Here is a 25,756-nt window from a genome sequence, read left to right on the forward strand (position 1 = left end):
AGCGTGTGCTCGCTGGTGATGACGCGCTCGCCGGCGATCTCCAGGCCGGTGGTGATGAGGCGCTCCAGCGACGCCACATGCTCGGGCGAGGGATCCACCAGCGGCGGCCGTACGCCTCCGACATCCAGGCCCCGGATCCGCACCCCCGCCTTGACCAGCGAGACCGCATAGCCGGGCACGAGGTCGCGCAGCTCCACCAGCGGCAGGTAGAAGTGGGTGAGCAGCCGCTGCACCAGCACCTCGTCCCCGCCCGTCACCGCCTTGTAGAAGGCCAGCGAGATCTCGGGCGCGAAGGCGAACACGGCGCTCGAATACAGGTTCACCCCGAGCCCTCGATAGGCGGGCACGGTCAGTTCGGCGGTGGGCAGCCCGTTGAAGAACGTGAAGGGCTTGTCCGTCGAACTCCGCACGGTCAGGATGATCCGCTGCAGCAGGTCGAAGTCACCGAGCCCGTCCTTGAAACCGATGACGTTGGGCACCTTGGCCAGTTCGGCGACGGCCCCGGGGGTGAAGCGGGCGGTGCCGCGCTGGTAAATGATCACGGGGAGGCCGCCGGCCTCGGCGACCTCGCGGACGTACTGGACCAGGCCGCTGGCGGGGCCGGTGACCAGGTAGGGAGGCATGAGCAGCAGCCCGTCGGCACCCTGGGCGGCCGCCGCTCGGGCGATGGCCTTGGCGGCGGGCAGCGGGCCGCCGGCGCCGCCGAAGACGGGCACGCGCCCGTCGGCGGCCCTGACGGAAACGGCCATGACCCTGGTGTACTCGTCGAGGTCGAGGGCGCTGAACTCACCGGTGCCGCACGCGGTGAACACTCCTCCCGCCCCGGCCGCGACCCCAGCGGCGACGTGCCGGGCCAGCGCGGGTTCGGCGAGGCCGCCGTCGGCGCCGAAGGGCGTCACCGGGAAGAAGAGAACACCATCTAGCCGCATCAACAGTCCTTTCTAGCGGATGCCCTCCCTGCGAAGAGTGGCAGCCAGCTTGCGGGTGTGTTTGATCACCGCTTCGGTGATCTGCTCGACGTCGGCGGGTCCGAGTTCGGCGGGCATGGAGCAGCTGATCGCGTCGGTGGCCGGGATGCGGTAGTCGACCGCCACGGCCACGCAGGCCACACCGGGTGTGCCCTGCTCGCGTTCGTACGACCAGCTCCGCGTGCGGACCTGGTCGAGTTCGCCGGTCAGTTTGGTCATGTCGGTGATCGTCTGGTGGGTCAGCCCCACCAGCGGCTCCGGCAGGAGCGCCATGACTTCGTCGTCGGTGAGCTGGGCGAGCAGCACCTGTCCGAGCGCCGTGACGTGCGCGGGCAGCCGCCTCCCCACCCGGGGGATCACGTGATCGGCGTCGCGTGACTCCCTGGTCGCCAGGTAGAGCACGTGTGCGCCGTCCCGCCGGGCGAAGTGCACGGTCTGCCCGATCTCGTCCCGAAGGTCCTCCAGCGTCTCCTGCGCGTATGGCAGCGCGGGGTCCTTGTCGAGGTACGCGGTGCCGGTCAGGAGCGCGTGCGGCCCGATCCCGAACGCCGACCTGGCCGAGTCGGTCTCCACCCAGTTGAGCTCGACCAGCGTCCGCATGAGGGCGTGGAGGCTGCTGCGGGGGAATCCGGTGCGCTGCTGGAGCTCCGACAATGTCATGCTGTGGTGCGAGTCGGCCAGGGCTTCGAGGATGCGTACCGTCCGCTCGGCGGACTTGACCAGCTGGGGCTCCATACTCATCCCATCTCGTATCCTTCGGCGGCTTCAAACATTCAGGATATGGGATACCGTCCATATACGTGGACGCCTAACCCTTGACCGCGCCGCTTGTCAGGCCACGCATGAACTGCCGCTGGAAAGCCAGGAACGCGATGATCGACGGGAGCAGCGCCAGCAATGAGGCGGCGAGCAGCACGCCGATTCCCACCTCCTCGTCGGAGCGGAGCGAGCGCAGCGCGATGGGCAGTGTCCACATGTCGGACGCCGGTGCGACGATCAACGGCAGCAGATACTGGTCCCAGATCATGGTGAAGCCGAAGACGCCGATCACGCCGAGCGCGGGGCGGCACAGCGGCACGATGATCGTGGCGAAGATGCGCAGCTCGCCCGCGCCGTCGATGCGCGCGGCCTCCTCCAGCTCGACCGGCACCTCCTTCATGAACTCCGTCATCACGAGAATGGAGAAGCCCCAGGCGCCGACGGGCAGGATCATGCCCGCATAGGTGCCGATGAGGTTCAGGTTCAGCAGCGGCATGTCGGCCAGGACGAGCGAGAGGGGGATCGCGATGATCTCCTCGGGGAGCATCATCGTGGCGAGCATGAGCAGCATCACGAACGTCATGCCGCGAAACTTCTTGCGCGCCAGGGCGTAGGCGGCGAAGACGCTGACCAGCATCTGCAGCAGCAGCCCGAAGCCCACGACCACGAACGAGTTGAACAGGTAGAGATAGACGTTCTTCTCCCCGGCCTGGACGAAGTTCTCCAAGGTGAACTCGTCGGGCCACAGGGAGAAGGACGTCGGGTCGAGGGTCTTGCTGAAGGAGCTCATCAGCAGCGCGACCAGCGGCCCGGTGAAAACCACCACCATGAGGCCATAAATCAGGGTCTTTCCGGCGATAGCCAGCGGGCCCTTGCGCGACTCCAGGCCCAGAGCGCTGTCGAACCTCATGTCGTCTGCCTCCTGCGCAACATCTGCACGACCACCGTGAGCGCCAGCGTGGCGGCGAACAACACGATCCCGCCCGCGGAGGCGACGCCCAGCTCGTTCTTCTGGAACCCGAGCTTGTAGATCAGGGTCATGAGCACCTCGGAGGAGCCGTTCGGGCCGCCGTTCGTGAGCACGTACACCTCGACGAACACCCGCAGCCCGCGGATGGCCGCCAGCGTGAACAGGATCCAGAACACCGGACGCAGCGCCGGCAGCGTGATGTGCCGCAGCCGCCGCCAGGTGGAGGCCCCGTCCACGGCCGCCGCCTCGTAGAGCGTGCGGTCCACGCCCACCAGCCCGGCCAGGAAGATCATCATGTCGTACGGCGTGCCGCGCCAGATGCTCATGATCATGATCGACCACAGCGAGGAGTCCTCGCTGGCCAGCCAGGGCTGCGGATCGATCCCGGCCCAGCCGATGATGATGTTGAGCATGCCGCTGTCGGCCGGGTGGAACATGATCCGCCAGACCTCGGCCACGGCCGCCATCGTGGTGACGACCGGCAGGAAGGCGGCCGTCCTGACGAACCACAGGTATCGCGCCGGCCCCTCGATGAGCAGCGCGAGACCGAGCCCCAGCACGATGGAGCCGACCGTGGTGCCGAGCGCCAGCACGATGCTGTGCCAGATGGCCGAGGCGAACTCGTCGTCCGAGATGATCGTCTGGTAGTTCTGCAGGCCGACCCATTCGTCACCGAGGAATGTCTGGACCTTGAAGAGGCTCTTCCACAGGCCCACGAACATCGGGATGAACTTGAAGTACAGGAAGAGCACCAGAGCGGGCGCCAGGAACAACCACGCGATCACCGGCCCCCGCCACCGCACCGACCTGGTGCGGCGGTGAGGGGGCGCCGCCGAGCTCCGCGCCGGCGTGAGTGTGGAGGTCATGACGCTTTCTGGCTCTGCAGTTCCTGGGTGAGCTTGGTGTTCAGCTCCTCCATTTTGGCCTTGACGTCGGCGCCGCAGTCGGCCCAGACGGCGTTGATGGAGTCGGCGGAGTCCTGGCGGATCGGCGCCCAGTTGGGCACCGGCGGGGCGTACACGGCGTGCTCGTACGAGTCCTGGAACACCTTCCACCGCGGATCCTGCCGCTCGGCGGCCATGTCGACCTGGGTGTTGACGGGCAGCCGGACGATGGCGCCGTTGGCGTCCTTGTTCATGCCGATCCGCTGGCCTTCGGCGGAGATGGCGAACTCGGCGAACTTCTTCTGCGCCTCCTGGTTCTGGGAGCCGGCCATGAGGTAGACGTTCTCGCCCTCGCCCAGCGTGCCGGGGCCGCCGGACGGGCCCTTGGGCACCGGGACGACCTCGATCTTGTCGGTGCCGATGCTGTCGACGAACCTGGCCAGCACGTACGGGCCGGTCAGGTAGATGCCGCCCTGCCCCTTCTCGAAGACCTCGTGCGTGACGGTCGTGTCGTTGCTGACCGCGCCGGGGTTGACGGTCTTGGTCGTGCAGAACTGGTCCTGCAGGTACTGGACGGCCTCGACGGTCTTGGGGTCGTTCATCGTGGCGGTGAACTTGCCGGGGCCGTTCGCCTTGATGAAGTCGCCGCCGTTGGCGTACATGAGCGAGGAGGCGTACCACGAGGCGTAGCCGCGCTTGGTGCCGGCGGGGATGACGAAGCCGCTGGTGTCGGCCTTGCCGTTGCCGTCAGGGTCCTTCTCGGTGAAGGCGGTGGCGAGTTTGGCCAGGTCCTCCCACGTCTCGGGCGGCTCCATGCCGACCTTCTCCCGCCAGTCCTTACGGATGAACAGTGCGAACGCCTGGGCGGAGAACGGAGCCGCGTAGATCTTGCCGTCGCTGGCCGTGGCGGCCTTCCACGCCAGCTCCGACACCTGGTCGCCGCCCGCCAGTGAGGCTTTGTCGACCTCCTGGAGCCAGCCTTGCGACTGCATGGCGCCGATCTGGGCGGTGTCGTTGATGACGATGTCGGGAAGCTGCTTCTGAGCCGCCTGCTGGTTCAGCTTGGTCTCGAAGTCGTCGAATATCGCGACGACTTTCGTGGGTGTGCCGCTGGCCTTGGTAAATGCGTCGGCGAGCTTCTGTGCGGTCTTGGCAGAGTCGGAATCGGCCGCCTGCCTGATCCAGATCTCCAAGGTGTTGTCTTCTGAACTTGATCCCCCGGAACCGCAGCCTGTCAGCGTAACGGCCAGGGACGCGATGATCGCGGTCCCGAGCAGACGTCGTGACATCAGACCGCCTCCCGTTCACATACGTGGACATGAGTCGTGCACATGGATATGTGCCTGTGACCGTAATCACTCATCCCGTTCACGGTCAATATTCAAGGATGTGAATTTCTGCCAGAATCGTGTACACCAAGGGACATGCGCATTCTGATGACAGGGGCCGCGGGAAAAGTCGGCACGCTGCTCCGCCCGCGACTCGCCCGCGAGGGGCGCACTCTGCGGCTCTCCGACCTGCATCCCGTCGAGCCGGGCCCGGGCGAGGAATGGGTGGCGGCCGATCTCGCCGACCCGGCCGCCGTGGCCGAGGCCATGAAGGACGTGGATGCGGTGCTCCACCTGGGCGGCCAGAGCAGGGAGCGGCCCTGGGCCGACATCGTGCGGGCCAACATCGAGGGCATGCACGTGCTGATGGAGGCGGCGCGCAACGAGGGCGTCGAGCACCTCGTGCTCATGGGCAGCCACCACGCGGCGGGATATCACACCAGGCCGGCCGGCGGCGCCGACCTGCCCGACTACGCCTTCCCCCGGCCCGACACCTATTACGGCGTGAGCAAGGTCGTCATGGAGGCCCTGGGGAGCCTCTACCACGACCGGTTCGGCATGAACGTGACCGTGATCAGGCTCGGCACCTGCAACGAGGCGTCGGCCGACACGCGCGGGCTGGCTACCTGGATCTCGCCCGACGACCTGACCCGCCTGGTCGAGGCCGGGCTCACCGCTCCGGGCTACCACGTGGTCTGGGGCGTCTCCGGCAACACCCGCCGCTGGTGGTCGCTGGAGGAGGCCAAGGCCATCGGGTACGTCTCCCGCGACGACTCCGAGGCCCAGGCCGCCGCGCTCATCGCCGAGCAGGGCGAGCCCGACCTGTCGGAGCCGCTGCATGATCGGGCCGGTGGCGTGTTCACGCTCAACGAACTCGGCGGCATCTGGTGAACCCTGCGTAGCCCGGCAACCGGTTGCAAGAACCTTGACGGCCACGGGCGTGAAGGTCAAGGTTTAGTCTGGCAACCGTTTGCAAGGGAGGACGGCGATGGCGGCGACGATCAAGGACGTGGCCCGTGCCTGCGGCGTCCACGTGTCCACCGTGTCGCGCACGTTCTCCGCGCCCCACCTGGTCAACCCCGCCACCCGGAGCCGTGTGCTGGCCACCGCCGACGACCTCGGCTATCGGCCCAACCGTGCGGCCAGGGCGCTGACGACCGGCCGCACGTTCAACATGGGCCTCGTCGTCGCCGACATCGCCAACCCGTTCTTCCCCCCGCTCATCAAGGCCGCCCAGGCGCAGGCCAGAGGGCGTGACTACCACGTGTTCGTGGCCGACACCGACGAGGACCCGCGGGTCGAGGAGGAGCTGATCAGGACGTTCACCAAGCAGGTGGACGGCGTGCTGCTGTGCAGCCCCCGGCTGTCGAACCGGATGATCGAGCGCCTGGCCGAAGACGTGCCGTTCGTGGTGGTGAACCGGCGCATCAAGGGCATGCCCGCCGTGCTCATGAACGTCGCCCAGGGCGCCAAGCACGCGCTGGAGCACCTGACCGGGCTCGGCCACCGCAGGATCGCCCTCGTGTCCGGCCCGATCGGCTCGTGGACCAGCAACGAGATGCAGGGCGTGGCCGCCGAGGCGCCAGGGCTGGACCTCATCTTCTTCGGCCCCAACCAGCCGACGGAGGCCGGCGGCCTGGCCGTGGCGGCCGACGTGGCCGCCTGTGGGGCGACCGCGGTGCTCGCCTACAACGATCTCGTCGCGCTTGGCCTCATCGAGGGACTGTCGGCGATGGAGATAGGGGTACCAGACCAGGTAAGTGTGATCGGGTTCGACGACATCCTGCCCGGGCGGCTCAACAGGCCCAAGCTGACCACGGTGGCCATGCCGGCGGCGGCGGCCGGGAGGATGGCAGTCGACCTGCTGCTCCAATCGGGGGGCGAGGGCGCGACCGTGACCCTCGACACCGCCCTCATCGTCCGCGAGTCCACGGGAAGGGCCCAGTAAATGAGCACTGCAATGATCTTCGGAACGCTGCCGTCAGGCGGGCAGGTCGAGCGTGTGGAGCTGTCATCGGGACGACTGCGCGCCGAGGTGCTCACCTACGGCGCCATCTTGCGCTCCCTGGAGGTGTCCGGGGTGAACGTCGTGCTCGGGCTGGACACGCTGGACGACTACCTCACCCGCAGCCGCTACTTCGGCGCCGTCGTCGGCCGCTACGGCAACCGCATCGCGAACGGGCGCTTCACCCTGGACGGCGTCGACCATCACCTGCCGATCAACAACGGCGCCCACAGCCTGCACGGCGGCACCGACGGTTTCGACCGCAGGGTGTGGACCATCGCCGGCCGCACCGACTCGTCGGTGATGCTCGCGCTGACCAGCCCCGACGGTGACCAGGGCTATCCGGGCGCGTTGACCGCCACGGTCACGTACACGCTGGCCGACGACGCGATCCGGCTCGACTACGCCGCGAAGGCCGACGCGCCGACCGTGGTCAACCTGACCAACCACTCCTACTTCAACCTCAAAGGCAGCGGCGACGTGCTCGACCACGTCATCCAGATGGAGGCGGAGCACTACCTGCCGGTCGACGAGGGCAAGATCCCCACGGGCGAGCTCGCGCCGGTCAAGGGCACGCCGTTCGACTTCACCGAGCCGCACGCCGTGGGTGAGCGCTACGACGGCGCGTACGACCACTGCTTCGTGCTCGACGGCGACATCAGGGTGACCGCCGGTGGGCTCAGCATGGAGGTCACCACCACGGAGCCCGGCGTGCAGTTCTACAGCGGCAGCATGCTGGACGGCGTCGCGACGCCGTACGGGCCGTTCGCCGGGTTGTGCCTGGAGACCCAGCACTTCCCCGACGCGCCCAACCAGCCGCAGTTCCCCTCCACCGTGCTCAGGCCGGGCGAGATCCGCACCTCGTCCACCACCTACCGGTTCATCTGACCGAGCGCGGGACGGCGGCGGCCCTGATCACCAGCCCTGATCACCAGCAGGGCCACGTCGTCCTGCGACGGCTCGGGGGCGAACGTCTCGACCACGTGCCGCACCCGTTCGGCCACCGCGTGGGCGCTGAGCCCCCGGCACTCCGCGAGCAGCTCGGCCAGCCCGTTGCCGTCGTCCAGCAGCCGGGCGCCGTCGCGCCGCTCGGTCACGCCGTCGGTCACGCACAGGAGCACCTCCTCGGGCGCCAGCTCGAACGTCTCGACGTAGAACCTGGCGCCGGCCTCGATGCCCAGCAGCAGCTGGGGCGTCGCCACCGCCTCGACCAGGCCGTCCGCGCGCAGCAGCAGCGGCGGCGGATGCCCCGCCGAGGCGATCGTGCACAGCGCGCCGCCCTGGGGGAGCGGGGTCAGCTCGCCGCACAGCAGGCTGAGGAACCTGCCCTCTTCGTCCTCCTCCAGCAGCGCCTGGTTGAGCCGGTCGAAGATGTCGGCCACCGTGTAGTGCTCCTTGGCCAGCAGGCGTACGGCGTGGCGGGCCAGCCCGGTCACCGCGGCCGCCTCCGGGCCGCTGCCGCACACGTCGCCCAGCGCGAAGCACCAGTGGTCGCCCACCGTGAACAGGTCGTAGAAGTCGCCGCCGACGTCCGCGCCCTCCTCGGCGGGCTCGTAGACGACGGCGGACTCCAGGCCGGGCATGGGCGCCACGCGCATCGGCAGCAGGCTGCGCTGCAGCACCCGCGACGTGGTGGCCTGCCGGGCGTAGAGCATCGCGGTGTGCAGGTTGAGCGCCACCAGGCGGCACAGGTCGGCCAGCAGGTCGGCCACCTCCAGCGGCAGCGTCGGCTCCGCGCGGCCGATCACCAGCGCGCCGTGTGACCTGCCCTGGGTGAGCAGCGGGAACGACAGCACCGCCTCCGGGCCGGCGGGCCAGCTCACCTCGTCGAGGGCAGTGCGGGGGATGGCGGGCAACGACTTGCGCAGGGCGGCGTTGTGGCGTTCTTCGCTGTGCCAGACGTGGGCGAGCCTGGTCATGCCCGCGAGGTCGGTCAGGTAGACCGCCGCCCAGGTCGCGATCTTGGGTACGACGAGCTGCGCGGTCAGCGCCGCGATCAGCTCCTCGTCGTGCACGCCCGCCAGCAGTTCGCCCGCCTCGGCCAGGAACGACAGCCGGTGCCGGTGCGCGCGGTCCTGCTCGGCCAGCCGCGCGCGCTGCACCGGCACCGCGACCTGGTCGGCGATGTGCTGCAGGCTCACCGTGAGCTCATGGTCGAAGCGGCCGGGCTGCTCCGCCGTCACCGCGAGGTATCCGGTCACCTCGCCCGCCAGGAGCAGCGGCGCGCACGCCAGCGAGCGGGCGCGCAGTTGCTCGGCCAGCTCGACGTCTCCGGCCAGCAGGTCCTCGATCGTCGTGGGCGTCTTGCGCTCGGCGCCGAACACGCCGGTGGCCAGCACCCCCACCAGCCCCGCCGTCGCGCCCGCGCCCGCCGCCACGCCGAACCTGCTGCCGCCCTCCGCAGGGAGCAGCAGGTACGCGGCGTCGCCGCCGCTGGACATCTGCACGATCCTGGCGATCGTGTCGAGCAGCTCCGGGAACGGCATGTCCTGGTCGAGCAGGTCCTTGATGCGCCGGCCCGCCTCCCGGCGCGGCGCGGGCGGTGGCGTCAGGACGTAGCGGTGGTCGCCCGCCACCACCATCCAGATCGACCGGCGATCCTGCGCACGCCCCTGAGTGCGCAGGTGGGAGACATAGACGGGCACCAACCGGCCGTCGGCGTGCCGCATGCGCGCCTCGCCGCGCCAGCGGCCCAGGCCGAGCGTGTCGGTCAGCGACAGGGCGTACGGGCCGTGGCCGCGCCAGGCCACCAGGTCGGCCAGCGGCCGGCCGATCGTCTGCTCAGGCCCCCAGCCGAGCAGCTGCCGCGCCTCGGAGTTCCACGACCGCACGAGCCCGTCGCCGTCGGTGACCACCACACCCACGTGCAGGGTGTCGACGGCGGCCGGGGCCGGGACCGGCGGGCCGGTCACCGTCTGTTGCCCGTCGCCGCCGTCCGCGAGCTCCAGGCGCACCCAGACGCGCTTCGCGGTCCTCGTGTACGTGACGCCCCAGGCGTCGGCCAGCATGCCCGCGAGCGCGAGGCCACGCCCGGACGGCCGCACCTCGTCCGCAGGGGTCACGGCGGGCATGACGCCGGCCTCGTCGATCGTCCGCTCGGGCAGGTGGTCGTCGACTTCGATCTCCAGCTTCGCGGCGCCGGTGTCCGCGTCGAGCCGGCAGGTCAGCTCGATCCCGGTGCCCGCGTGCACGACCGCGTTGGTGACGAGCTCGCTGGTCAGCAGCACGGCGTCCTCGGCGAGGTGGCTCAGATGCCACTCGCCGAGGACCTGACGGACGAATTTGCGCGCGTGGGCCGGAGCATGGGGTGTGCCGTCGAAGGCCGTGCTCGACACCCGGGTCGTGTCCACTCTGCGTCCTAGAACATCACTCGATGTGGCACCTTGGTCACTCTCAGAGTGGCAGACCGGCGGCGTCGCCACCTCCGGTTGTCGATGATCCCCTGCTGAAGAGGGGGAGGTTTCGGGATCCCGTCAGGTTTGAGGTGCCGGAATGCCACGACACCGGCGAGCCTCCGCGCGTTCCGCGGTGTCTCCGACGTACCTTTGGCATCATGGCCACCCGTACGCCGAAAAGCGCATCGAAGGGGCCGGCGAAGCGGTCGACCTCGTCTCGCTCGACCTCCGCCAAGCGCGGAGGCTCGTCGGCGGGACGGCCCAGGGCTAAGGGAGCCGCCACCGGCCGCAAGCCTTCCGCGACCCACCAGGACCCGATCAGCTGGGTCTTCACGATGATCGGCAAGCTGGTCGTCGGGTTGTGGATGCTGGTCGCCAACGGCATCGGCAGCACCGCCCGCGCGCTGGGCAAGAACGCCCGCGAACTCGATCCTGCGCACCGGCGCGACGGGGTCGGGCTGGCGGTGCTCGGGGCCGGCATCGTGGTCGCGGCCATGACCTGGCGCACCTCCGACGGCGCGGTCTCCAGCGTGGTGAACACGGCCGCGCGCGGCGTGTTCGGCTCGCTGGCCTGGGCGCTGCCGCTGCTGCTCGGCCTGCTGGCCTGGCGCTATCTGCGCCATCCCGACCAGAACGCCGACACCGGGCGCATGGTGATCGGGTGGGCCGCCCTGCTGATCGGCGTGCTCGGCGTCATTCACGTGGCCAACGGCACCCCCTACCCGGCGGGCGAGGGCCAGGGCATGGACAAGGTGTCGCAGGCCGGGGGCATGATCGGGTTCATCGTGGCGGCGCCGCCGATGAGCATCCTGCCGCCGTGGATCACTATCCCGCTGCTGCTGATCCTGTCGGGGTTCGGCGTGCTGGTGATCACCGCCACCCCCGTGCACCGCGTTCCCGAGCGGCTGGCCGAGCTCAAGCACCTGCTGTTCGAGCGGCACGCCGACGCCGAGCCCAAGGACTCCACGTCCAAGACGCCGGCCAAGAAGCGGTCCAGGCCCAAGAAGGCGGAGGACGGCGAGGGCGGCGACCTCGTCAAGCCGTACGACACGCCTGTGCTGGCCGAGAAGGACAAACACGCCGACCACTCCCCGGAGATCGTGCCCGGCCTGACGGACGAGGAGACGGCGCCCCCGCCCGACCTGGAGCGCAAGCCGGAGCCCCCCGAGCCGACGCCGGCGCCGCGCAAGGTGGAGCAGCTCGTGCTGTCGCCGCAGGCGGGGCCGTACAGTCTGCCCGACCTGCAGCACCTCAAGCCGGGCACGCCGCCGAAACCGCAGACCAAGGCCAACACGACCGTGGTCAACGCGCTGACCAGCGTGCTGGAGCAGTTCGGCATCGACGCGCAGGTCATCGGGTTCACGCGAGGGCCGACCGTGACCCGCTACGAGATCGAGCTGGGGCCCGCGGTCAAGGTGGAGAAGGTCACGGCGCTCACCAAGAACATCGCGTACGCCGTCAAATCCGCGGATGTCAGGATCTTGTCGCCTATCCCGGGCAAGTCGGCGATCGGGGTCGAGATCCCGAACGCCGACAAGGACCTGGTGGCGCTGGGCGACGTGCTGCGCTCCCAGGTGGCGCAGGCCGACCACCACCCGATGATCGTCGGCCTGGGCAAAGACGTCGAGGGCCGCACCATCGTCGCCAACCTCGCCAAGATGCCCCACCTGCTCATCGCGGGCGCGACCGGCGCCGGTAAGTCGGTCTGCGTCAACGGGCTGATCACCAGCGTCCTGATGCGGGCCACACCCGACGAGGTGCGGATGGTGCTGGTCGACCCCAAGCGGGTCGAGCTGAGTGTCTACGAGGGCATCCCCCACCTGATCACGCCGATCATCACCAACCCGAAGAAGGCCGCCGAAGCCCTCGAATGGGTGGTGGGCGAGATGGACCGGCGCTACGACGACCTGGCCGCGTCGGGGTTCCGGCACGTCGACGAGTTCAACAAGGCCGTGCGGGCGGGCAAGTTGCAGCCGCCGCCGGGCAGCGAGCGGGTCTACCAGCCGTACCCGTACCTGCTGGTGATCGTGGACGAGCTGGCCGACCTGATGATGGTGGCCCCGCGCGACGTCGAGGACTCGATCGTGCGCATCACCCAGCTCGCCCGCGCGGCGGGCATCCATCTGGTGATCGCCACGCAGCGGCCGTCGGTCGACGTGGTCACCGGCCTCATCAAGGCCAACGTGCCGTCCAGGCTGGCCTTCGCGGTGTCGAGCCTCACCGACTCGCGGGTCATCCTCGACCAGCCGGGCGCCGACAAGCTGGTCGGCCAGGGTGACGCGCTGTTCCTGCCGATGGGCGCGAGCAAGCCGATCCGCATTCAGAACGCGTTCGTCTCGGAGAAGGAGATCGCCGAGATCGTCGCGTACTGCAAGGCGCAGATGCAGGCCGAATACCGTGAGGACGTCGCCGCCGCGCCGGTCAAGCGGGAGATCGACGAGGACATCGGCGACGACCTCGACCTGCTGATCCAGGCGGCCGAGCTGATCGTCACCACCCAGTTCGGCTCCACCTCGATGTTGCAGCGCAAGCTGCGCGTCGGGTTCGCCAAGGCCGGGCGGCTGATGGACCTGCTCGAGAGCCGCAACGTGGTCGGTCCGAGCGAGGGATCCAAGGCGCGAGAAGTGCTGGTGAAACCGGATGATCTGCCTGGATTGCTGGCCGACCTGCGTGGCGAATGACCCCAATGCGTGCATGCCCAGCGGTAACTGGTTGAATATGAACCACTACGCAACGTCGTGGTGGTTAGTCCAGGCGCCATGGGGAGGCGTTCGCTGTGCAGGATCAGAGCATCGGGGCCGTGCTGACGGCCGCCAGGCAGTCGGCTGGGTTGACGGTCGCGCAGGTCAGCGCGACCACCAATATTCGCGAGACGATCATTCATCGCATGGAGCAGGATGATTACGGCCAATGCGGCGGTGACTTCTACGCCAGAGGGCACATCAGGGCCGTGGCCCGGGCTGTGGGGCTCGACCCCGAGTCCACTGTCCACCTTTTCGACCAGCAGCATGGCGGCGCGCCCGAGCCGGTGGCCGCGTCGGCCGTCTTCCAGGCCGACCGCAAGATCAACCTGCCGGAGCGGCGGGGTCCCAACTGGACGGCGGCGCTGGGGGTGGCGCTGGCGATCGTGATGGTGTTCGGCTTGATGCGGGTGCTGGGGGACGCGAGCGACCAGGTGCGCACGGCCGACGTGCGTGCGGCGTCGGCCAAGCCCAGTGTTCCGCCCAACACGCCCATCACCGAGATGCCGCGCGCCAAGCCCGCCAAGAAGGGCATGGTGACGCTCCGGATCAAAGCCAATCGGTCGTCGTACGTGAACGTCCGCGACGCCGAGGGCCGCAAGCTGTTCGCGGGGACGCTCAAAGCGGGAAAGACGTCGACCTGGCGGGCCGAGGGCAAGGTGAACGTGCTGATCGCCGACGCTGGGGCTGTGTCGGTGCAGGTCAACGGCAAGAAGGTGACCGGGCTCGGCGACACGGGGGAGGCGGTGCGGCGGTCGTTCGGCCCGCCCAAAACTCAGGCGCGATAGTCACGCGGGAGCCACCTGAGGGAGCCTGTGCATCGGGTGGTGGCCAACTCCCGATACCGTAGTGTTCACCATGTCATCCCGCCGAACCGCATCGCTGATCACTCTGGGCTGCGCGCGCAACGAGGTCGACTCCGAGGAGCTGGCCGCGCGACTTGAGGCTGCCGGTTGGCAGCTGGGCGAGGACGACCCCGATGTCGTCGTCGTCAACACCTGTGGCTTCATCGAGTCGGCCAAGAAAGACTCCATCGACACGCTGCTGGCCGCCGCCGACTCCGGTGCGAAGGTGGTGGCGGCGGGCTGCATGGCCGAGCGCTACGGCAACGAGCTGGCCGACGCGCTGCCCGAGGCCAGCGCGGTGATCTCTTTCGACGACTACGCCGAGATCGGCGGCCGCCTCGACGACGTGGTCGCCGGCCGGCCGCTCAAGCCGCACACACCACGCGACCGCCGCACCCTGCTGCCCATCTCGCCGGTGGACCGTGCCAGCGCGCCCATGCCCAACATCCCCGGTCACGGCGACCTGCCCGCGGGCCTGGCGCCCGCGAGCGGCCCGCGCGTGTTGCGCAAGCGGCTCGACGAGAGCCCGGTCGGCTCGCTCAAGCTGGCCTCCGGCTGTGACCGGCGCTGCACGTTCTGCGCCATCCCCGCCTTCCGCGGCTCCTACGTCTCACGCAAGCCGGAAGACCTGCTGGCCGAGGCCGACTGGCTGGCCCACCGGGGCGTGCGCGAGCTCGTCCTGGTCAGCGAGAACTCCACGTCCTACGGCAAAGACCTGGGCGACCTGCGGGCGCTGGAGAAGCTGCTGCCCGAGCTCGCGGCCGTGGAGGGCGTCGAGCGGGTGCGGGTCAGCTATCTCCAGCCGGCCGAGCTGCGTCCCGGCCTGATCGACGTGATCACCGGCACCGACGGCGTCGCCGCCTACTTCGACCTGTCCTTCCAGCACGCCAGCGGCTCCGTCCTGCGCCGGATGCGCCGCTTCGGCGACCCCCAGCGCTTCCTCGGGCTGCTGGAGACCATCCGTGAGCGCGCCCCTGAGGCGGGTGTGCGCTCCAACTTCATCGTGGGCTTCCCCGGCGAGACCGAGGAGGAGTTCGGCGAGCTGGTCGCCTTCCTGGAGGCCGCCAGGCTCGACGTGATCGGCGTGTTCGGCTATTCCGACGAAGACGGCACCGAGGCGGCCGAGCTGCCGGGCAAGCTCCCTCAGGAGGTCGTCGACGAGCGCGTGCGGGCGCTCACCGAGCTGGCCGAGGAGCTGACCGCGCAACGTGCTGAAGATCGCATCGGCACCGAGGTCGACGTGCTGATCGACGAAGACCTGGGCGACGGCGGCTACGAGGGCCGGGCCGCCCACCAGGGCCCCGAAGTCGACGGCTCGGTCACGGTGCAGGGCATCGGCCTGGTCCGGGGAGAGATCGTGCGCGCGGTCGTGGTCGACGCCGAGGGGGTCGATCTGATCGCGCGCATCAAGGCCGGTCCATGAAGAGGGACGAGCGCCGCGTGGTAAGCCCGTGGAACATCGCCAACGTCCTCACGGTCCTCCGGTTGGTGCTCGTCCCCTTCTTCGTCGTCTGCCTGTTCCTGCCGGGCACGGGCTGGCGGGTGGCCGCGCTGGCGGTCTTCGCGGTGGCTTCGATCACCGACCATCTCGACGGCGAGCTGGCCCGGCGCTACGGCCTCATCACCGACTTCGGCAAGATCGCCGACCCGATCGCCGACAAGACGCTCACCGGCGCGGCCCTGGTGTGCCTGTCGATCCTCGGCGAGCTGCCGTGGTGGGTCACGGTCGTGATCCTCGGCAGGGAGCTGGGCATCACGGCGCTCAGGTTCGTGCTGCTGCGGCACGCCGTCATCCCGGCCAGCTACGGTGGCAAGGTCAAGACCGTGCTGCAGATCGCCGCCATCGTGCTCTATCTGCTGCCCTTCGTGCCCGATCCCGTCAGGTGGGCGGTGATGGGGGCGGCGGTGGTCGTCACGGTGGGCACGGGCGTCGACTATGTCGTCAGGGCGAGCCGGCTGCGCCTGGTGGCCAAACGAGCGCGCGGGAAGTGATCGATCGATGGCGGACGTAGCCGGGGTCCTGAGGTTGCTGGTGGTTCAGAATGCCACGGTCGCCGTCGCCGAGTCGCTGACCGGCGGGCTCATCGGAGCCACCATCACGTCCGTCTCCGGTGCCTCCGAGGCGTTCGTGGGCGGGGTGATCTCCTACGCCACCGATCTCAAGCAGGAGCTGCTGGGCGTGCCCGGCGATCTGCTGCGCCGTGAGGGGGCGGTGCATCCCGAGGTGGCCGCGGCCATGGCGGCGGGGGTCGCGCGGGTGTGCGGGGCCACGTACGGGCTGGCGGTGACCGGGGTGGCGGGGCCCGAGCCCCAGGACGGACGGCCCGTCGGCACCGTCTACACGGCCGTCTGCGGGCCCGGCGGGCAGATTTCGGCCCGGGCGTTGACCCTGCGAGGGTCGCGCGAACGTATCAGGGTAGAGACGGTGGACGAGGCGGTTGATCTCCTGTCAGGTGTGCTGAAGGCGAACATAGGGGAACATTCCGGGTGATTACTGTGTTACGTCCCGAGCGAACATCCGACGCACGGTCTGACGCCGTGTCGGTGGATACGGGTACGGTGGAGCTGTGAGTGAGGTCCGTGAGCCAACTGCAAGCACCGAGCGCCCGGCAGGCGGGCCTGATGAGTCGAGCGACGCGCCACGAGCGGCGGTCCCTGGCCGGCCGCGCCCAGTGATGACGGCGAGGAGTATGTACGAAGCGAAGAAGACCAATGTGCGGCACGAACCGATCGCGCGGGGCGTGGTGAAGACATCCGCGCCGGGGAGGGAGCGACAGATGATTCTGCTGCGTCAGCTGCTCGGCGACGTGCTGAGGCGGTTGCGGGTGCGGCAGGGACGCACGCTGCGCGAGGTGTCCACCCTCGCACGTGTTTCGCTCGGCTACTTGTCCGAGGTGGAGCGCGGGCAGAAGGAGGCCTCGTCCGAGCTGCTCGCATCCATTTGCGGCGCACTCGGCGTGCCCCTTTCGCAGGTGTTGCGTGAAGTTTCCGATCAGTTCGCGCTGGCGGAGCTCCAGGCTGCCCCCGTGCTTGCCGACGTGCCCGAGCACGAGCGTCTGCCCCTGTCGGAGTCGGTCCCCGGGTCGATCCCCGAATCCGTGTTCCCCGAAGTCAAGGACATGGTGGCCGCCTAACGCGGTTGGCAGCCGGCACACCACAGGATCAGCCGTTCCTGTGGGCCTGTCCCCATTTCCCCGCGGCTGATGCGGGTGCCGCATCGGCGACAGGGCCTCCCCGCCCTGCCGTAGACCCACGTCCGGTTCGCTGGGCGGTGGTCACCTGTGGTCACCGTGCCCGCAGGAGTTCGATGATGTGCGTTGGCGGCCATGATCCGCTGCGCCAGTGACACGAGCCCTTCCAGATCCTTGACCTCCCCGACCGCCCGCCACGGCCAGATCCCGCGCAGGAACAGGGTCTCGGCTCGATAGATCGTGCCGATCCCGGCCAGGTTGCGCTGATCGAGTAGCGCCTCCCCGACGGGTCTGCCGGGCTCCGCTCGCAGTCTTCGCGCGGCCTCATCCGGATCCCAGTCCGGCCCCAGCAGGTCTGGGCCGAGGTGCCCGACCAGACGTGCCTCCTCATCCGTCCTGACGAGATCCACCATGCCGAGCCTGAGCCCCACCGCCTGCCAGCGCTCGTTGGCCAGAATGAGCCTGACCAGGTCGCCGGGCGGGGTTCGCCGCCCGGCCTGCATCACCACCCAGCTCCCCTCCATCCGCAGATGGGTGTGCACGGTCAGGCCGCCCTCCACGCGGGTGAGCAGGTGCTTGCCCCGCGACACCGTGGTGACGACAGCGCGCCCGGTCAGGTCGGCGGTGGCGTGCCGGGGCACGCGGAAGTCCGACCTGGTGAGCACGTGCCCGTCCAGGGCACCTCGCAGGCGGCCGGCCGTGCGGTGGACGGCGTCTCCTTCAGGCATCCTTCCAGTCTAGGAAGCGCCCGTTTCGTCCTCTCGGCGACGATAATGAAGATCGGGGAGCAGACGTGGCGAAAGGCTGACTGCGGCATGCCAGAAATCTCGGGTTTACGCGACGACGATCTTGACGAGGTGGCCGGTCACCGGGTGACTGGACGGCTGGGCTCCGGCGTCTACGCGGCGCTTCTCCTTCTTCGGCAGCCTGGAGGAGCCGATCGTCTCGCCGGGCGGCGGCTACGTGGCCTCCCTGTCCTCGACGCGGCTCCAGCGGAAGGACTTCGGGACCATCCGGCTGCGCGAGCGCGCCACCGGCCGCGACCGTGACCTGCGCACCGTCGACAAGCCCGCCACGCCACCATCTCCCGCACCCGCTGTGTTCCGGCCGGCGTGGTCTCCTGACGGGCGGCGGCTGCTCGCGACCGTCGTCGAGGCCGGCGAGTCGGCCAGGACCATGGGGTTCGCGGTCGTGGACCCGGTGACCGGCACGGTCGAGGTCACGCGGGTGGCGGGCGCGGAGCAGGCCAGGTACGCGTGGGGCGCGGACGCCGGGAGCGTGGTGCACGGGGCGTCGGGCGGGGTCGTGAAGGTGCTGGCTCTGGACGGCAAGGAGCTGCTCTGGTTCACCCGGAAGTAGCGACCCACTCGTCCACCAGGCCGCAGAGCTGATCCAGAGCCTCCTCGACGCGCTCGCGGTCGCCGGTGGTGAGCAAGTCGATCTGCAGTCCTGTGTACGCCGAGTTGGCCAGCGTGGAGATGCGCAGCGCGTCGGCCTCCGGCACGCCCCGCTCGCGCAGCAGTCCCGCCACGAACTCCGACCGGTCCGCCAGCAGCCGCGGGACGTGGCCGCGCAGACGCCCGCCCGCCGCCAGGCCCTCGATCTCGTGGACGAGCCGCGCGATGGGCAGATTGTCCTCCGAGGACTGCCAGTCCCAGGTGCGGCGGATGATCGTGCCCACGCTGTCGGAGCCCGCCCAGCCGGGCAACGAGCGCAACCAGGCGCGGTGCCGTTCGTCCAGGCGGGCCATGGTGGCCGAGAGGAGCTCGTCCTTGTCGGCGAAGTGGTGCGTCAGCACGCGCGTGGACTTGCCCAGATGCTCGGCCAGCGGCCGCATCGAGAGCGTCGAGAGGCCGTGTCCCGCCAGATAGTCGACGATCTGGTCGAGCAGCTCGGCGCGGCGGTTGGGGTCGGCGGTCCTGGCCATGGGCTGATATCCCTTTGACGTCATTGAGGTGACGACTGTTACCCTATCTGGGAAACGACTGTTACCTTAATCAAGGGGATCCCCATGTCCGTTGACGTGCGGCAGCGTGCCCGCGTGCCCGCATGGCTGCTCGCGCTGGCGTTCACCACGTTCGCCTTCGCCACCGACGACTACGTGATCGCGGGCGTGCTGCCGGCCATCTCCGCGGACCTCGGCGTCAGCGAGGCGGCCGGCGGGCAGCTGGTCACCGTGTTCTCGCTGGCGTTCGCGCTGGGGGCGCCCGTGGCTTCCGTGGTGACCGCCACCTGGCCGAGACGCGGGCTGATCACCGGCGCCCTGACGCTCTTCGTGGCCTCCAACTGGGCGGCCGCGTTCGCCGGCTCGTACGCCGTGCTCATGGGCCTGCGGGTGCTGGCGGCGCTCGCCGCGGCGGCCGTCGTGCCGGCCGCGTACGCCATCGCGACCTCCATGGCCCCGGAAGGGCGCCAGGGACGCTACCTGGCTCTCGTGATGGGCGGGCTGACCGGCTCCCTGATGCTGGGCGTGCCCATCGGCACCTGGGTGGGCGGCGCGTTCGGCTGGCCGGCCACCTTCGGGGTCGGCGGGCTGCTGGGGCTCGCCGCGCTCATAGCGACCAGGCTCACGCTGCCCGAGCCGCCCCCGGGGGAGGCCATGCCCATGGGACGCCGCCTGGCTCCGCTGGCCCGGCCCCGGGTGCTGGTCGGCCTGCTCGGGATCGTGGCCATCGTGCTGGGCAGCATGATGCTGATGACGTATCTTGCGCCGTTCCTGCGGGATCTGGCCGGGGCCGGACCCGCCGAGCTGGGCTGGATCTTCGCCATGGCGGGGCTGGCCGGGCTGGTGGGCGGGCAGCTCGGCGGGCGCGCCGCCGACCGGTGGGGCGCGGACCGGGCGCTGATGGCCGGGATCGCCGGATTCACGGCGGTGATGGCGGCCTTCACCGCCTGCTGGTTCCTGCGGCCGATGGCGCTGCTCTCGCTCCTGCCGTTGCTAATGGTGTGGGCGGCCGTGTCGTGGTGGATACCGCCACCCGCGCAGACCCGGCTGCTCGCGATGGCGGGCTCCGCGGCGCCGCAGGCGCTCGCGCTCAACAGCAGCGCCGTCTACGTCGGGGTGTCAGGTGGCGGCGCGCTCGGCGGGCTCGTGCTCGACGCCCACGGCAGCGGCTGGCTGCCCGCCGCCGCGGCCGTGGCCGAACTGACCGCGCTCGCGTTGTTCTGGACGGCGGGCCGGCTGCGGGCCTGACGCGGGCGGGCCAGGTTGAGGCAACGGGCCGGTTGCGGGGCCTGCGCGGGCGGTCAGGTTGAGGCGGCGGGCCGGCTGCGTGCGCTTGACGCGTCAGGTTGGGTCCGCGGGCCTGAGGTGGGCGGTCAGTCCCAGGCGGCGGGGTCGGAGGCGAGCAGCCGGATGCGCTCAGGCAACGCGCCGGAGGCGACCTGCTCCAGCGTGACCTCCTCCAGGATGGATCGTTCGGTGGCCCGCAGCGCGATCCACACCTGCTGCAGCGACTCCGCGGGCCCGCGGTAGCCGACGTGCTCGGGCCGCTCGCCGCGCACGTTGGCGAGCGGGCCGTCCACCGCCCTGATCACGTCGGCCAGGGAGATCTCGGCGGCGGCGCGGGCCAGCACATAACCGCCCTCCGGCCCCCGCTGCCCGCGCACCAACCCGGCGCGGCGCATCTGCAGCAGGATGTTCTCCAGATATTTGGGGGGCATGTCCTGCTCTTTGGCGAGCTCGCCGACAGTAGTCGGGCCGGCACCGGCCGCGGCGAGTTCGGCGGCGGCGCGGAGGGCGTAGTCGACACGAGCGGAAAGGCGCATGTTCTTGATTATCCCTCCTGGTCAAGACTGGTAGGTCGCAAGGCCGTCAGAACGGGCGCCCGGCGCTAAACTTCTAACAACCTTTTCGATTGACGGGTGGGATTTCCGCGTGGAGCGACGCCCTGGTGTGCCCAGGCTGCTGAGGGAGATCAACGACCGGGCCGCGCTGGAGCTGCTGCTGGCCACCGGCCCCATGACGCGCGGGCAGATCGGCGACCTGACCGGCCTGTCCAAGGTCACGGCCTCGCAGACGCTGGCCAGGCTGGAGGAGCGCGGCCTGGTCGAGGTGGTCGGCACCCAGGCCGGCGGGCGCGGCCCCAACGCCGCCCTCTACTCCGTGATCCCCTCCAGCGGGTACGTCGCCGGCCTGGAGGTCGGGCCCGAGCTGATCTCCGCCGCGGTAGCCGACATCCACGGCCGCACCATCGCCGAGGTCACCGTCGACCCCAAGGGCAACGACGACCCGGTCTCCGTGGTGCACGATGCGATCGCCAAGGCCTGCCGCAGCGCCAAGGTCAGCCTGGCCAGGCTGCGCGGCGTCGTGATCGGCACCCCTGGCGTCGTCGACCCGCGCAGCGGCGACGTACGCTTCTCGTTCGACCTGCCGGGCTGGCACGAGGGCATCCACGAAGCCCTCGCCGGAGGCCTGCGGCGCGAGGTGACCATCGAGAACGACGTCAACCTCGCCGCCATCGCCGAGCGTGTCGATGGCGCGGCGCAGGGGATCGACGACTTCGTGTTGTTGTGGGCGAGCCGCGGACTGGGCCTCGCGGTCATGCTCGGCGGCAAGCTGCACCGGGGGCGTGCCGGCAGCGCGGGCGAGATCGGCTACCTGCCGGTGCCGGGCGTCCCGCTGCCCGAGGACATCCGCACCATGCCGGGGCGCCTGCCGTCGCTGGCGGGCGGCCTGCAGTCGCTGGTCAGCGCCGAGGCGGTGACCGAGCTGGCTCGCGGCCACGGTTTCGCGGCCGGCAGCGCGGGCGAGTGCGTCCAGGTCGCGGTGGCGGCGGGCGCCGAGGGCGAGCCGCTGCTCTCCGAGATCGCCGACCGGCTCGCCCTGGGCGTGGCCGCGGTGTGCGTGATCCTCGACCCCGGCCTGGTGGTGCTGGCCGGGGAGGTCGGCCACGCGGGCGGCGCCGCCCTCACATCTCGGGTGGAGGAGGCGGTGGCCCGCATCTGCCCGGTGCGCCCCCAGGTCGTCACCACCACGGTGACCGGCCAGAACCCGGTGCTGCGCGGCGCCGTGCTGGCCGCGCTCGACCAGGCTCGGGAGGCCCTGCTCACTTCCTAGGACCGACCTCCCGAGGCCGACCGGGGCCGACCTGGGGCGGACGTCCTGGGGGCCGTCCTCCCAAGGGCTGAGCTAACGCCCGCTGAGCAGCTCGACGGCGGCCTGGGCGTTGGGCCTGCCCGCCCCGTACGTCGCGATGTAGGCGGCGCTGCCGGGCCGCCACACGGGCAGCCCCATCTCGATGACCGTGGTGTCGCGGCGGGCCGCCAGCAGCGCGGAGACCAGGTCCTGGCTGGCCTGATGCCGGTGCGCGTCCTTGACCACGACGACCAGCGACCGGTTCGCGGCCTTGGCCAGCAGCAAGGGGAGGTCCGCGGCCGCGGGCCCGACCCTGACGATCTCCGCGTCGGGCAGCCACGGGCCCACGCCCCAGGGCACGTCGCCCACGGCGATCGTCGGCGGCGTGTCCACCTCGATCACCAGGGGCTCGACCAGAGGTTCAGGTGCGCCGGTCAGCCGTACGGCGCGGCGGGCGGCGTGCAGGCCGACGCCGTTCTGCTCGGCGGCAGCCTCGTGGGGCGCGCCGAACCAGGCGCGCAGCGCCGCCACCCGCTCCGCGGCCTGTTCCAGCCGCTCCAGCGGCAGGCGGCCCTCGCGCACGGCGGTGACGATCTCCGCGATGATCGCCTGGATGTCGTCGTAGGTGGGCAGCGGGCCGAGGCAGAGCAGGTCGGCGCCGGACGCGAGCGTCAGCACCGCGCCCCCGGCCAGGCCCACGCTCTTGGTGATGGCGTGCATGTCGAGCGCGTCGGTGACGACCACGCCGTCGTAGCCGAGCTCGCCCCTCAAGAGCCCGGTCAGCGCGGCCCCGGACAGCGTGGCGGGGGCGTCACCCGTCACCGCCGGCACCGCCACGTGCGCGGTCATCACCGACTTGGCCCCGGCGCCGATCGCCGCGCGGAACGGGGTCAGCTCCCGCTCCCGCAGCACATCGAGGCCGACGTCCACGACCGGCACCGCGAGGTGGGAGTCCACCCGGGTGGCGCCGTGGCCGGGGAAGTGCTTGACGCAGGCGGCCACGCCGCCCGCCTGCAGACCCCGTACGGCCGCCACCGTGTGCCTGGCGACCAGCTCCGCGTCCGTGCCGAACGACCTGGTGCCGATCACCGGGTTGTCCGCCTCGGTGTTGACGTCCGCGCTCGGCGCCATGTTCAGGTTCACGCCGCAGGCGGCCAGCTCGGCGGCGATCGCCCGGTGCACACGGTGGGTCAGCTCGACGTCGTCCACCGCGCCGAGCGCCGCGTTCCCCGGGTACGGGCTGCCGACGTGGTACGCCAGCCGCGTCACGTCGCCGCCCTCCTCGTCGAGCGAGATGACGGGCTCACCGGCGGCGCGCAGCGTGGTGGTCAGGTCGCGCACCTGGTCGGGCTCGCCCACGTTGAAGCCGAAAAGTGTGACACCGCCAAGACCGTGCTCAAGCTCGCGCAGCACCCATTCGGGCGCCGTGGTGCCCCGGAAAGCGGCGAGCAGTGTGCCGGCCGCGAGGCGGCGCAGCCCCCGATCACTCTGGCTCATCGGACCTTCCTTTCGTTGGAGACCCCCGGCTTACGCCTTGGGGAGGAAACGAACCGCCGTGTAGCGGTGGGTGGACCGGCGGTTGGCGGTCCGGGCGAAAACGTCCCGGGAGCAGTCGCCCGCGAAGCAGGAAGGTGCAGCCGGTGACGGTTGGGATCTCCCGATTCGTCCGTGGGGAGGAAGTCGACAGTTCTCAGGCAGGGCGGAATACGGCACGGGCGTGCCGTAGGGAAGCGGATGTCAGCCCTTCACGGCCCCGGCGACCAGGCCGGAGACCATGCGGCGTTGCACGACGAGGAAGAAGATGACGACGGGGAGGGTCATCATCGTGGAGCTGGCCATGATGGCGCCCCAGTCGGTGCCCTTCTGCCCGAAGAAATACTGCAGGGCGACGGGCATGGTGTACTTGGTCGGGTCGCTGATCAGGTAAAGCGACATGATCAGTTCGTTCCACGCCGTGATGAACGAGAAGATGCTGGTCGCGACGAGCCCGGGAGCCACCAGCGGGAAGAGCACCTTCCAGAAGGTGGTGAACCGGCTGGCCCCGTCGATCCAGGCGGCCTCCTCCAGCGACTTGGGCACCGCGGCGACGAACGTGCGCAACATCCAGATCCCGAACGGCAGGGTCAGTGCCACCTGCGTGACGATCAGGCCGAGCAGCTGGTCATAGAGGCCCAGCCGCTTGACGCTCAGGAACAGCGGGATGACCAGCGCCTCGGCGGGGATCATCTGCACGACGAGCAGCAGCGCGAGGAACGGCGTGCGGCCCTTGAACCTGAAGCGGGCCACCGCCGTGGCCGAGAGCAGCGCGAAGACCGCTCCGATCAGAATCGTGCCGAGCGCGACGATGGCGCTGTTGCGCATGTAGAGCCAGATGGAGTGGCCGGCCACGCCCTCGGAGAGCACGCGCTGCACGTGCTCGAAGGTGAAGTGCGTCGGGAACGGGATGAATTCGGTGGTGAAGATCTGGTCGTTGGTCTTGAAGGCGGTGGAAACCATCCAGTAGACGGGGAAGGTGGCCACCACGAAGACCAGCACGCCCAGCGTGTTGAGCGTGACCTTGCCCAGGCGTTTGCGGGCCAGCGGGGTCATCACGTGTCCTCCTGCTTGAACATCTGCCGGATGTAGGCCGCCGTGACGATGAGCAGGATCACGGTCAGCACGAGAGCGATGGCCGCGCCCGAGCCCATCTTCGGCGGGGCCTTGAACGCCTCGGTCACCGCGTACATCGACAGGTTGTAGGCCTCCCGGTTACTCGTGCCGGCCAGCACGTAGAGCTGGGAGAAGACCTTGAAGTCCCAGATGATCGAGAGCACGGTGAGCACCGCGAACACCGGCTTCAGCAGCGGGAACGTGATCCTCCAGAACGTCCGCCACGGGGCGGCGCCGTCGACCTTGGCGGCCTCGTAGAGCTCGGCGGGGACCCCCTTGAGCCCGGCCAGCACCGAGACGGCCACGAATGGGAAGCCTGCCCAGACCACGCAGATGATCAGCACCATGTAGATGGACCAGGCGTCGTTGAGCCAGGGCTCGCCGGTCCAGTCGGCCCGGCTGAAGAGGGCGGTGGAGAGCCAGTCGGGCAGCAGGTTGAGCGCCCAGTTGACGATGCCCGCCTCGGCGTCGAACAACCAGCGCCAGATCACGCCCTGCGCCACCGGCGGCACCGCCCAGGCGAACATGATGCCGATGATGACGAACAACGACATCTTCTTGCCGAGCCGGTGCAGCAGCACGCCGACAGCGGTGCCGAGGACGAGGGTGAGCGGCACCGCGATCACGGCGAACACCACCGTGTTGCGGAGCGAGGACCAGAAGATGTCGTTGTCGACGAAGCCGGTGAAGTTGTCGAACCCGACCCAGGTGGCCGGCTTCTTGCCGGAGATCTGGACCAGGCCCACCTTCTGGAAGGCCATGATCGCCATCTGGATCAGCGGGTAGAGCAGCAGCGCGCCGATGACCAGCAGGCCGGGGATCAGCAGGACGTAGGGGATGGACCAGGCGGGCAGGCCACTGGCCTTCCGCGGCGGGCGCGGGCGGTGCGACCCCGGGGCGGAGGAGCGGCCTCCGCCCCGGGAAAGTGTTGACGTGTTCGTCAT

24 protein-coding genes are annotated in these 25,756 nt (G+C 70.0%); 12 read left to right on the forward strand and 12 right to left on the reverse strand.

What is annotated here, in order from left to right:
• The 5 genes from E1294_RS17065 to E1294_RS17085 form a co-directional block, all read right to left on the reverse strand.
• The coding region (locus E1294_RS17065) for a 5-dehydro-4-deoxyglucarate dehydratase (RefSeq protein ID WP_132509511.1) at positions 1-929 on the reverse strand (929 nt) is incomplete at its 3' end.
• Between the two features lie 12 nt (positions 930-941).
• Positions 942-1,709 (reverse strand): IclR family transcriptional regulator, encoded by a 768-nt coding sequence (locus E1294_RS17070; RefSeq protein WP_246083066.1) that lies wholly within the window; start codon positions 1,707-1,709, stop codon positions 942-944.
• 67 nt (positions 1,710-1,776) lie between these two features.
• Complete coding sequence (locus E1294_RS17075; RefSeq protein WP_132509512.1) at positions 1,777-2,637, reverse strand: carbohydrate ABC transporter permease; 861 nt, start codon at positions 2,635-2,637, stop codon at positions 1,777-1,779.
• The gene (locus E1294_RS17080; RefSeq protein WP_132509513.1) at positions 2,634-3,563 is read right to left on the reverse strand and encodes a carbohydrate ABC transporter permease; all 930 of its coding nucleotides are present in this window, start codon (positions 3,561-3,563) and stop codon (positions 2,634-2,636) included. The genes E1294_RS17075 and E1294_RS17080 overlap by 4 nt, the downstream gene beginning before the upstream one ends.
• Positions 3,560-4,774, reverse strand: a complete 1,215-nt coding sequence (locus tag E1294_RS17085; RefSeq protein ID WP_246083067.1) for an ABC transporter substrate-binding protein — start codon at positions 4,772-4,774, stop codon at positions 3,560-3,562. Before E1294_RS17085 ends, E1294_RS17080 begins: the two co-directional genes overlap by 4 nt.
• A gap of 231 nt (positions 4,775-5,005) precedes the next feature.
• Here E1294_RS17085 and E1294_RS17090 point away from each other — a divergent pair, with 231 nt between their 5' ends.
• The 3 genes from E1294_RS17090 to E1294_RS17100 all read left to right on the forward strand — a co-directional run bounded on the left by E1294_RS17090 (position 5,006) and on the right by E1294_RS17100 (position 7,802).
• A complete protein-coding gene (locus tag E1294_RS17090) occupies positions 5,006-5,800 on the forward strand; it encodes an NAD-dependent epimerase/dehydratase family protein (protein WP_165977330.1) in 795 nt (264 codons plus the stop codon).
• 97 nt (positions 5,801-5,897) lie between these two features.
• Positions 5,898-6,857 (forward strand): LacI family DNA-binding transcriptional regulator, encoded by a 960-nt coding sequence (locus E1294_RS17095; protein ID WP_132509515.1) that lies wholly within the window; start codon positions 5,898-5,900, stop codon positions 6,855-6,857.
• A 12-nt stretch (positions 6,858-6,869) separates the two neighbouring features.
• Positions 6,870-7,802, forward strand: coding sequence for an aldose epimerase family protein (locus E1294_RS17100; protein WP_132509516.1), 933 nt, complete (start codon positions 6,870-6,872; stop codon positions 7,800-7,802).
• Here E1294_RS17100 and E1294_RS17105 read toward each other — a convergent pair.
• A complete protein-coding gene (locus E1294_RS17105) occupies positions 7,787-10,264 on the reverse strand; it encodes a SpoIIE family protein phosphatase (RefSeq protein ID WP_165977331.1) in 2,478 nt (825 codons plus the stop codon). The genes E1294_RS17100 and E1294_RS17105 overlap by 16 nt on opposite strands.
• 203 nt (positions 10,265-10,467) lie before the next feature.
• On the opposite strand from E1294_RS17105, the gene E1294_RS17110 reads away from it, so the two are divergent.
• The 6 genes from E1294_RS17110 (at position 10,468) to E1294_RS17135 (ending at position 17,029) form a co-directional block, all read left to right on the forward strand.
• Positions 10,468-12,990 carry a DNA translocase FtsK gene (locus tag E1294_RS17110; RefSeq protein WP_132509518.1) on the forward strand — a complete coding sequence of 841 codons (2,523 nt, stop codon included), beginning with the start codon at positions 10,468-10,470 and terminating at the stop codon, positions 12,988-12,990.
• A gap of 95 nt (positions 12,991-13,085) precedes the next feature.
• Entirely contained in the window at positions 13,086-13,838 is a 753-nt protein-coding gene (locus E1294_RS17115) for a helix-turn-helix domain-containing protein (RefSeq protein ID WP_132509519.1), read from the forward strand.
• 70 nt (positions 13,839-13,908) lie between these two features.
• Positions 13,909-15,318, forward strand: a complete 1,410-nt coding sequence (gene rimO / locus E1294_RS17120) for a 30S ribosomal protein S12 methylthiotransferase RimO (protein ID WP_132509520.1) — start codon at positions 13,909-13,911, stop codon at positions 15,316-15,318.
• Positions 15,315-15,887, forward strand: a complete 573-nt coding sequence (pgsA, locus tag E1294_RS17125; protein WP_132509521.1) for a CDP-diacylglycerol--glycerol-3-phosphate 3-phosphatidyltransferase — start codon at positions 15,315-15,317, stop codon at positions 15,885-15,887. The genes rimO and pgsA overlap by 4 nt, the downstream gene beginning before the upstream one ends.
• A gap of 7 nt (positions 15,888-15,894) precedes the next feature.
• A complete protein-coding gene (locus E1294_RS17130) occupies positions 15,895-16,386 on the forward strand; it encodes a CinA family protein (RefSeq protein WP_132509522.1) in 492 nt (163 codons plus the stop codon).
• Positions 16,387-16,672: 286 nt separating this feature from the next.
• Complete coding sequence (locus E1294_RS17135) at positions 16,673-17,029, forward strand: helix-turn-helix domain-containing protein (RefSeq protein WP_132333609.1); 357 nt, start codon at positions 16,673-16,675, stop codon at positions 17,027-17,029.
• On the opposite strand, the gene E1294_RS17140 is transcribed toward E1294_RS17135, so the two are convergent.
• Positions 17,026-17,814: a DNA-formamidopyrimidine glycosylase family protein gene (locus tag E1294_RS17140; RefSeq protein ID WP_132509523.1), complete on the reverse strand. Its 789-nt coding sequence runs from the start codon at positions 17,812-17,814 to the stop codon at positions 17,026-17,028. The two genes, E1294_RS17135 and E1294_RS17140, sit on opposite strands and share 4 nt — an antisense overlap.
• A 235-nt stretch (positions 17,815-18,049) precedes the next feature.
• Between E1294_RS17140 and E1294_RS17145 the strand changes: the two genes are divergently transcribed.
• Positions 18,050-18,445: a hypothetical protein gene (locus tag E1294_RS17145; RefSeq protein ID WP_132509524.1), complete on the forward strand. Its 396-nt coding sequence runs from the start codon at positions 18,050-18,052 to the stop codon at positions 18,443-18,445.
• On the opposite strand, the gene E1294_RS17150 is transcribed toward E1294_RS17145, so the two are convergent.
• The gene (locus E1294_RS17150) at positions 18,432-19,013 is read right to left on the reverse strand and encodes a TetR/AcrR family transcriptional regulator (protein WP_132509525.1); all 582 of its coding nucleotides are present in this window, start codon (positions 19,011-19,013) and stop codon (positions 18,432-18,434) included. The genes E1294_RS17145 and E1294_RS17150 overlap by 14 nt on opposite strands.
• A gap of 84 nt (positions 19,014-19,097) precedes the next feature.
• Here E1294_RS17150 and E1294_RS17155 point away from each other — a divergent pair, with 84 nt between their 5' ends.
• Positions 19,098-20,279 (forward strand): MFS transporter, encoded by a 1,182-nt coding sequence (locus E1294_RS17155; RefSeq protein WP_132509526.1) that lies wholly within the window; start codon positions 19,098-19,100, stop codon positions 20,277-20,279.
• 125 nt (positions 20,280-20,404) lie between these two features.
• Here the strand turns inward: E1294_RS17155 and E1294_RS17160 are convergent, their stop codons facing one another.
• Positions 20,405-20,854, reverse strand: coding sequence for an RrF2 family transcriptional regulator (locus E1294_RS17160; RefSeq protein ID WP_132509527.1), 450 nt, complete (start codon positions 20,852-20,854; stop codon positions 20,405-20,407).
• A 109-nt stretch (positions 20,855-20,963) separates the two neighbouring features.
• Here E1294_RS17160 and E1294_RS17165 point away from each other — a divergent pair, with 109 nt between their 5' ends.
• Positions 20,964-22,145, forward strand: coding sequence for an ROK family transcriptional regulator (locus E1294_RS17165; RefSeq protein ID WP_132509528.1), 1,182 nt, complete (start codon positions 20,964-20,966; stop codon positions 22,143-22,145).
• Positions 22,146-22,217: 72 nt separating this feature from the next.
• Here the strand turns inward: E1294_RS17165 and E1294_RS17170 are convergent, their stop codons facing one another.
• The 3 genes from E1294_RS17170 to E1294_RS17180 all read right to left on the reverse strand — a co-directional run bounded on the left by E1294_RS17170 (position 22,218) and on the right by E1294_RS17180 (position 25,756).
• Positions 22,218-23,660: a glycoside hydrolase family 3 protein gene (locus tag E1294_RS17170; RefSeq protein ID WP_132509529.1), complete on the reverse strand. Its 1,443-nt coding sequence runs from the start codon at positions 23,658-23,660 to the stop codon at positions 22,218-22,220.
• 240 nt (positions 23,661-23,900) lie between these two features.
• The gene (locus E1294_RS17175; RefSeq protein ID WP_132509556.1) at positions 23,901-24,752 is read right to left on the reverse strand and encodes a carbohydrate ABC transporter permease; all 852 of its coding nucleotides are present in this window, start codon (positions 24,750-24,752) and stop codon (positions 23,901-23,903) included.
• Positions 24,752-25,756: a carbohydrate ABC transporter permease gene (locus tag E1294_RS17180; RefSeq protein ID WP_132509530.1), complete on the reverse strand. Its 1,005-nt coding sequence runs from the start codon at positions 25,754-25,756 to the stop codon at positions 24,752-24,754. Before E1294_RS17180 ends, E1294_RS17175 begins: the two co-directional genes overlap by 1 nt.

Source organism: Nonomuraea diastatica, from assembly GCF_004349015.1.
Lineage (GTDB): Bacteria > Actinomycetota > Actinomycetes > Streptosporangiales > Streptosporangiaceae > Nonomuraea > Nonomuraea diastatica.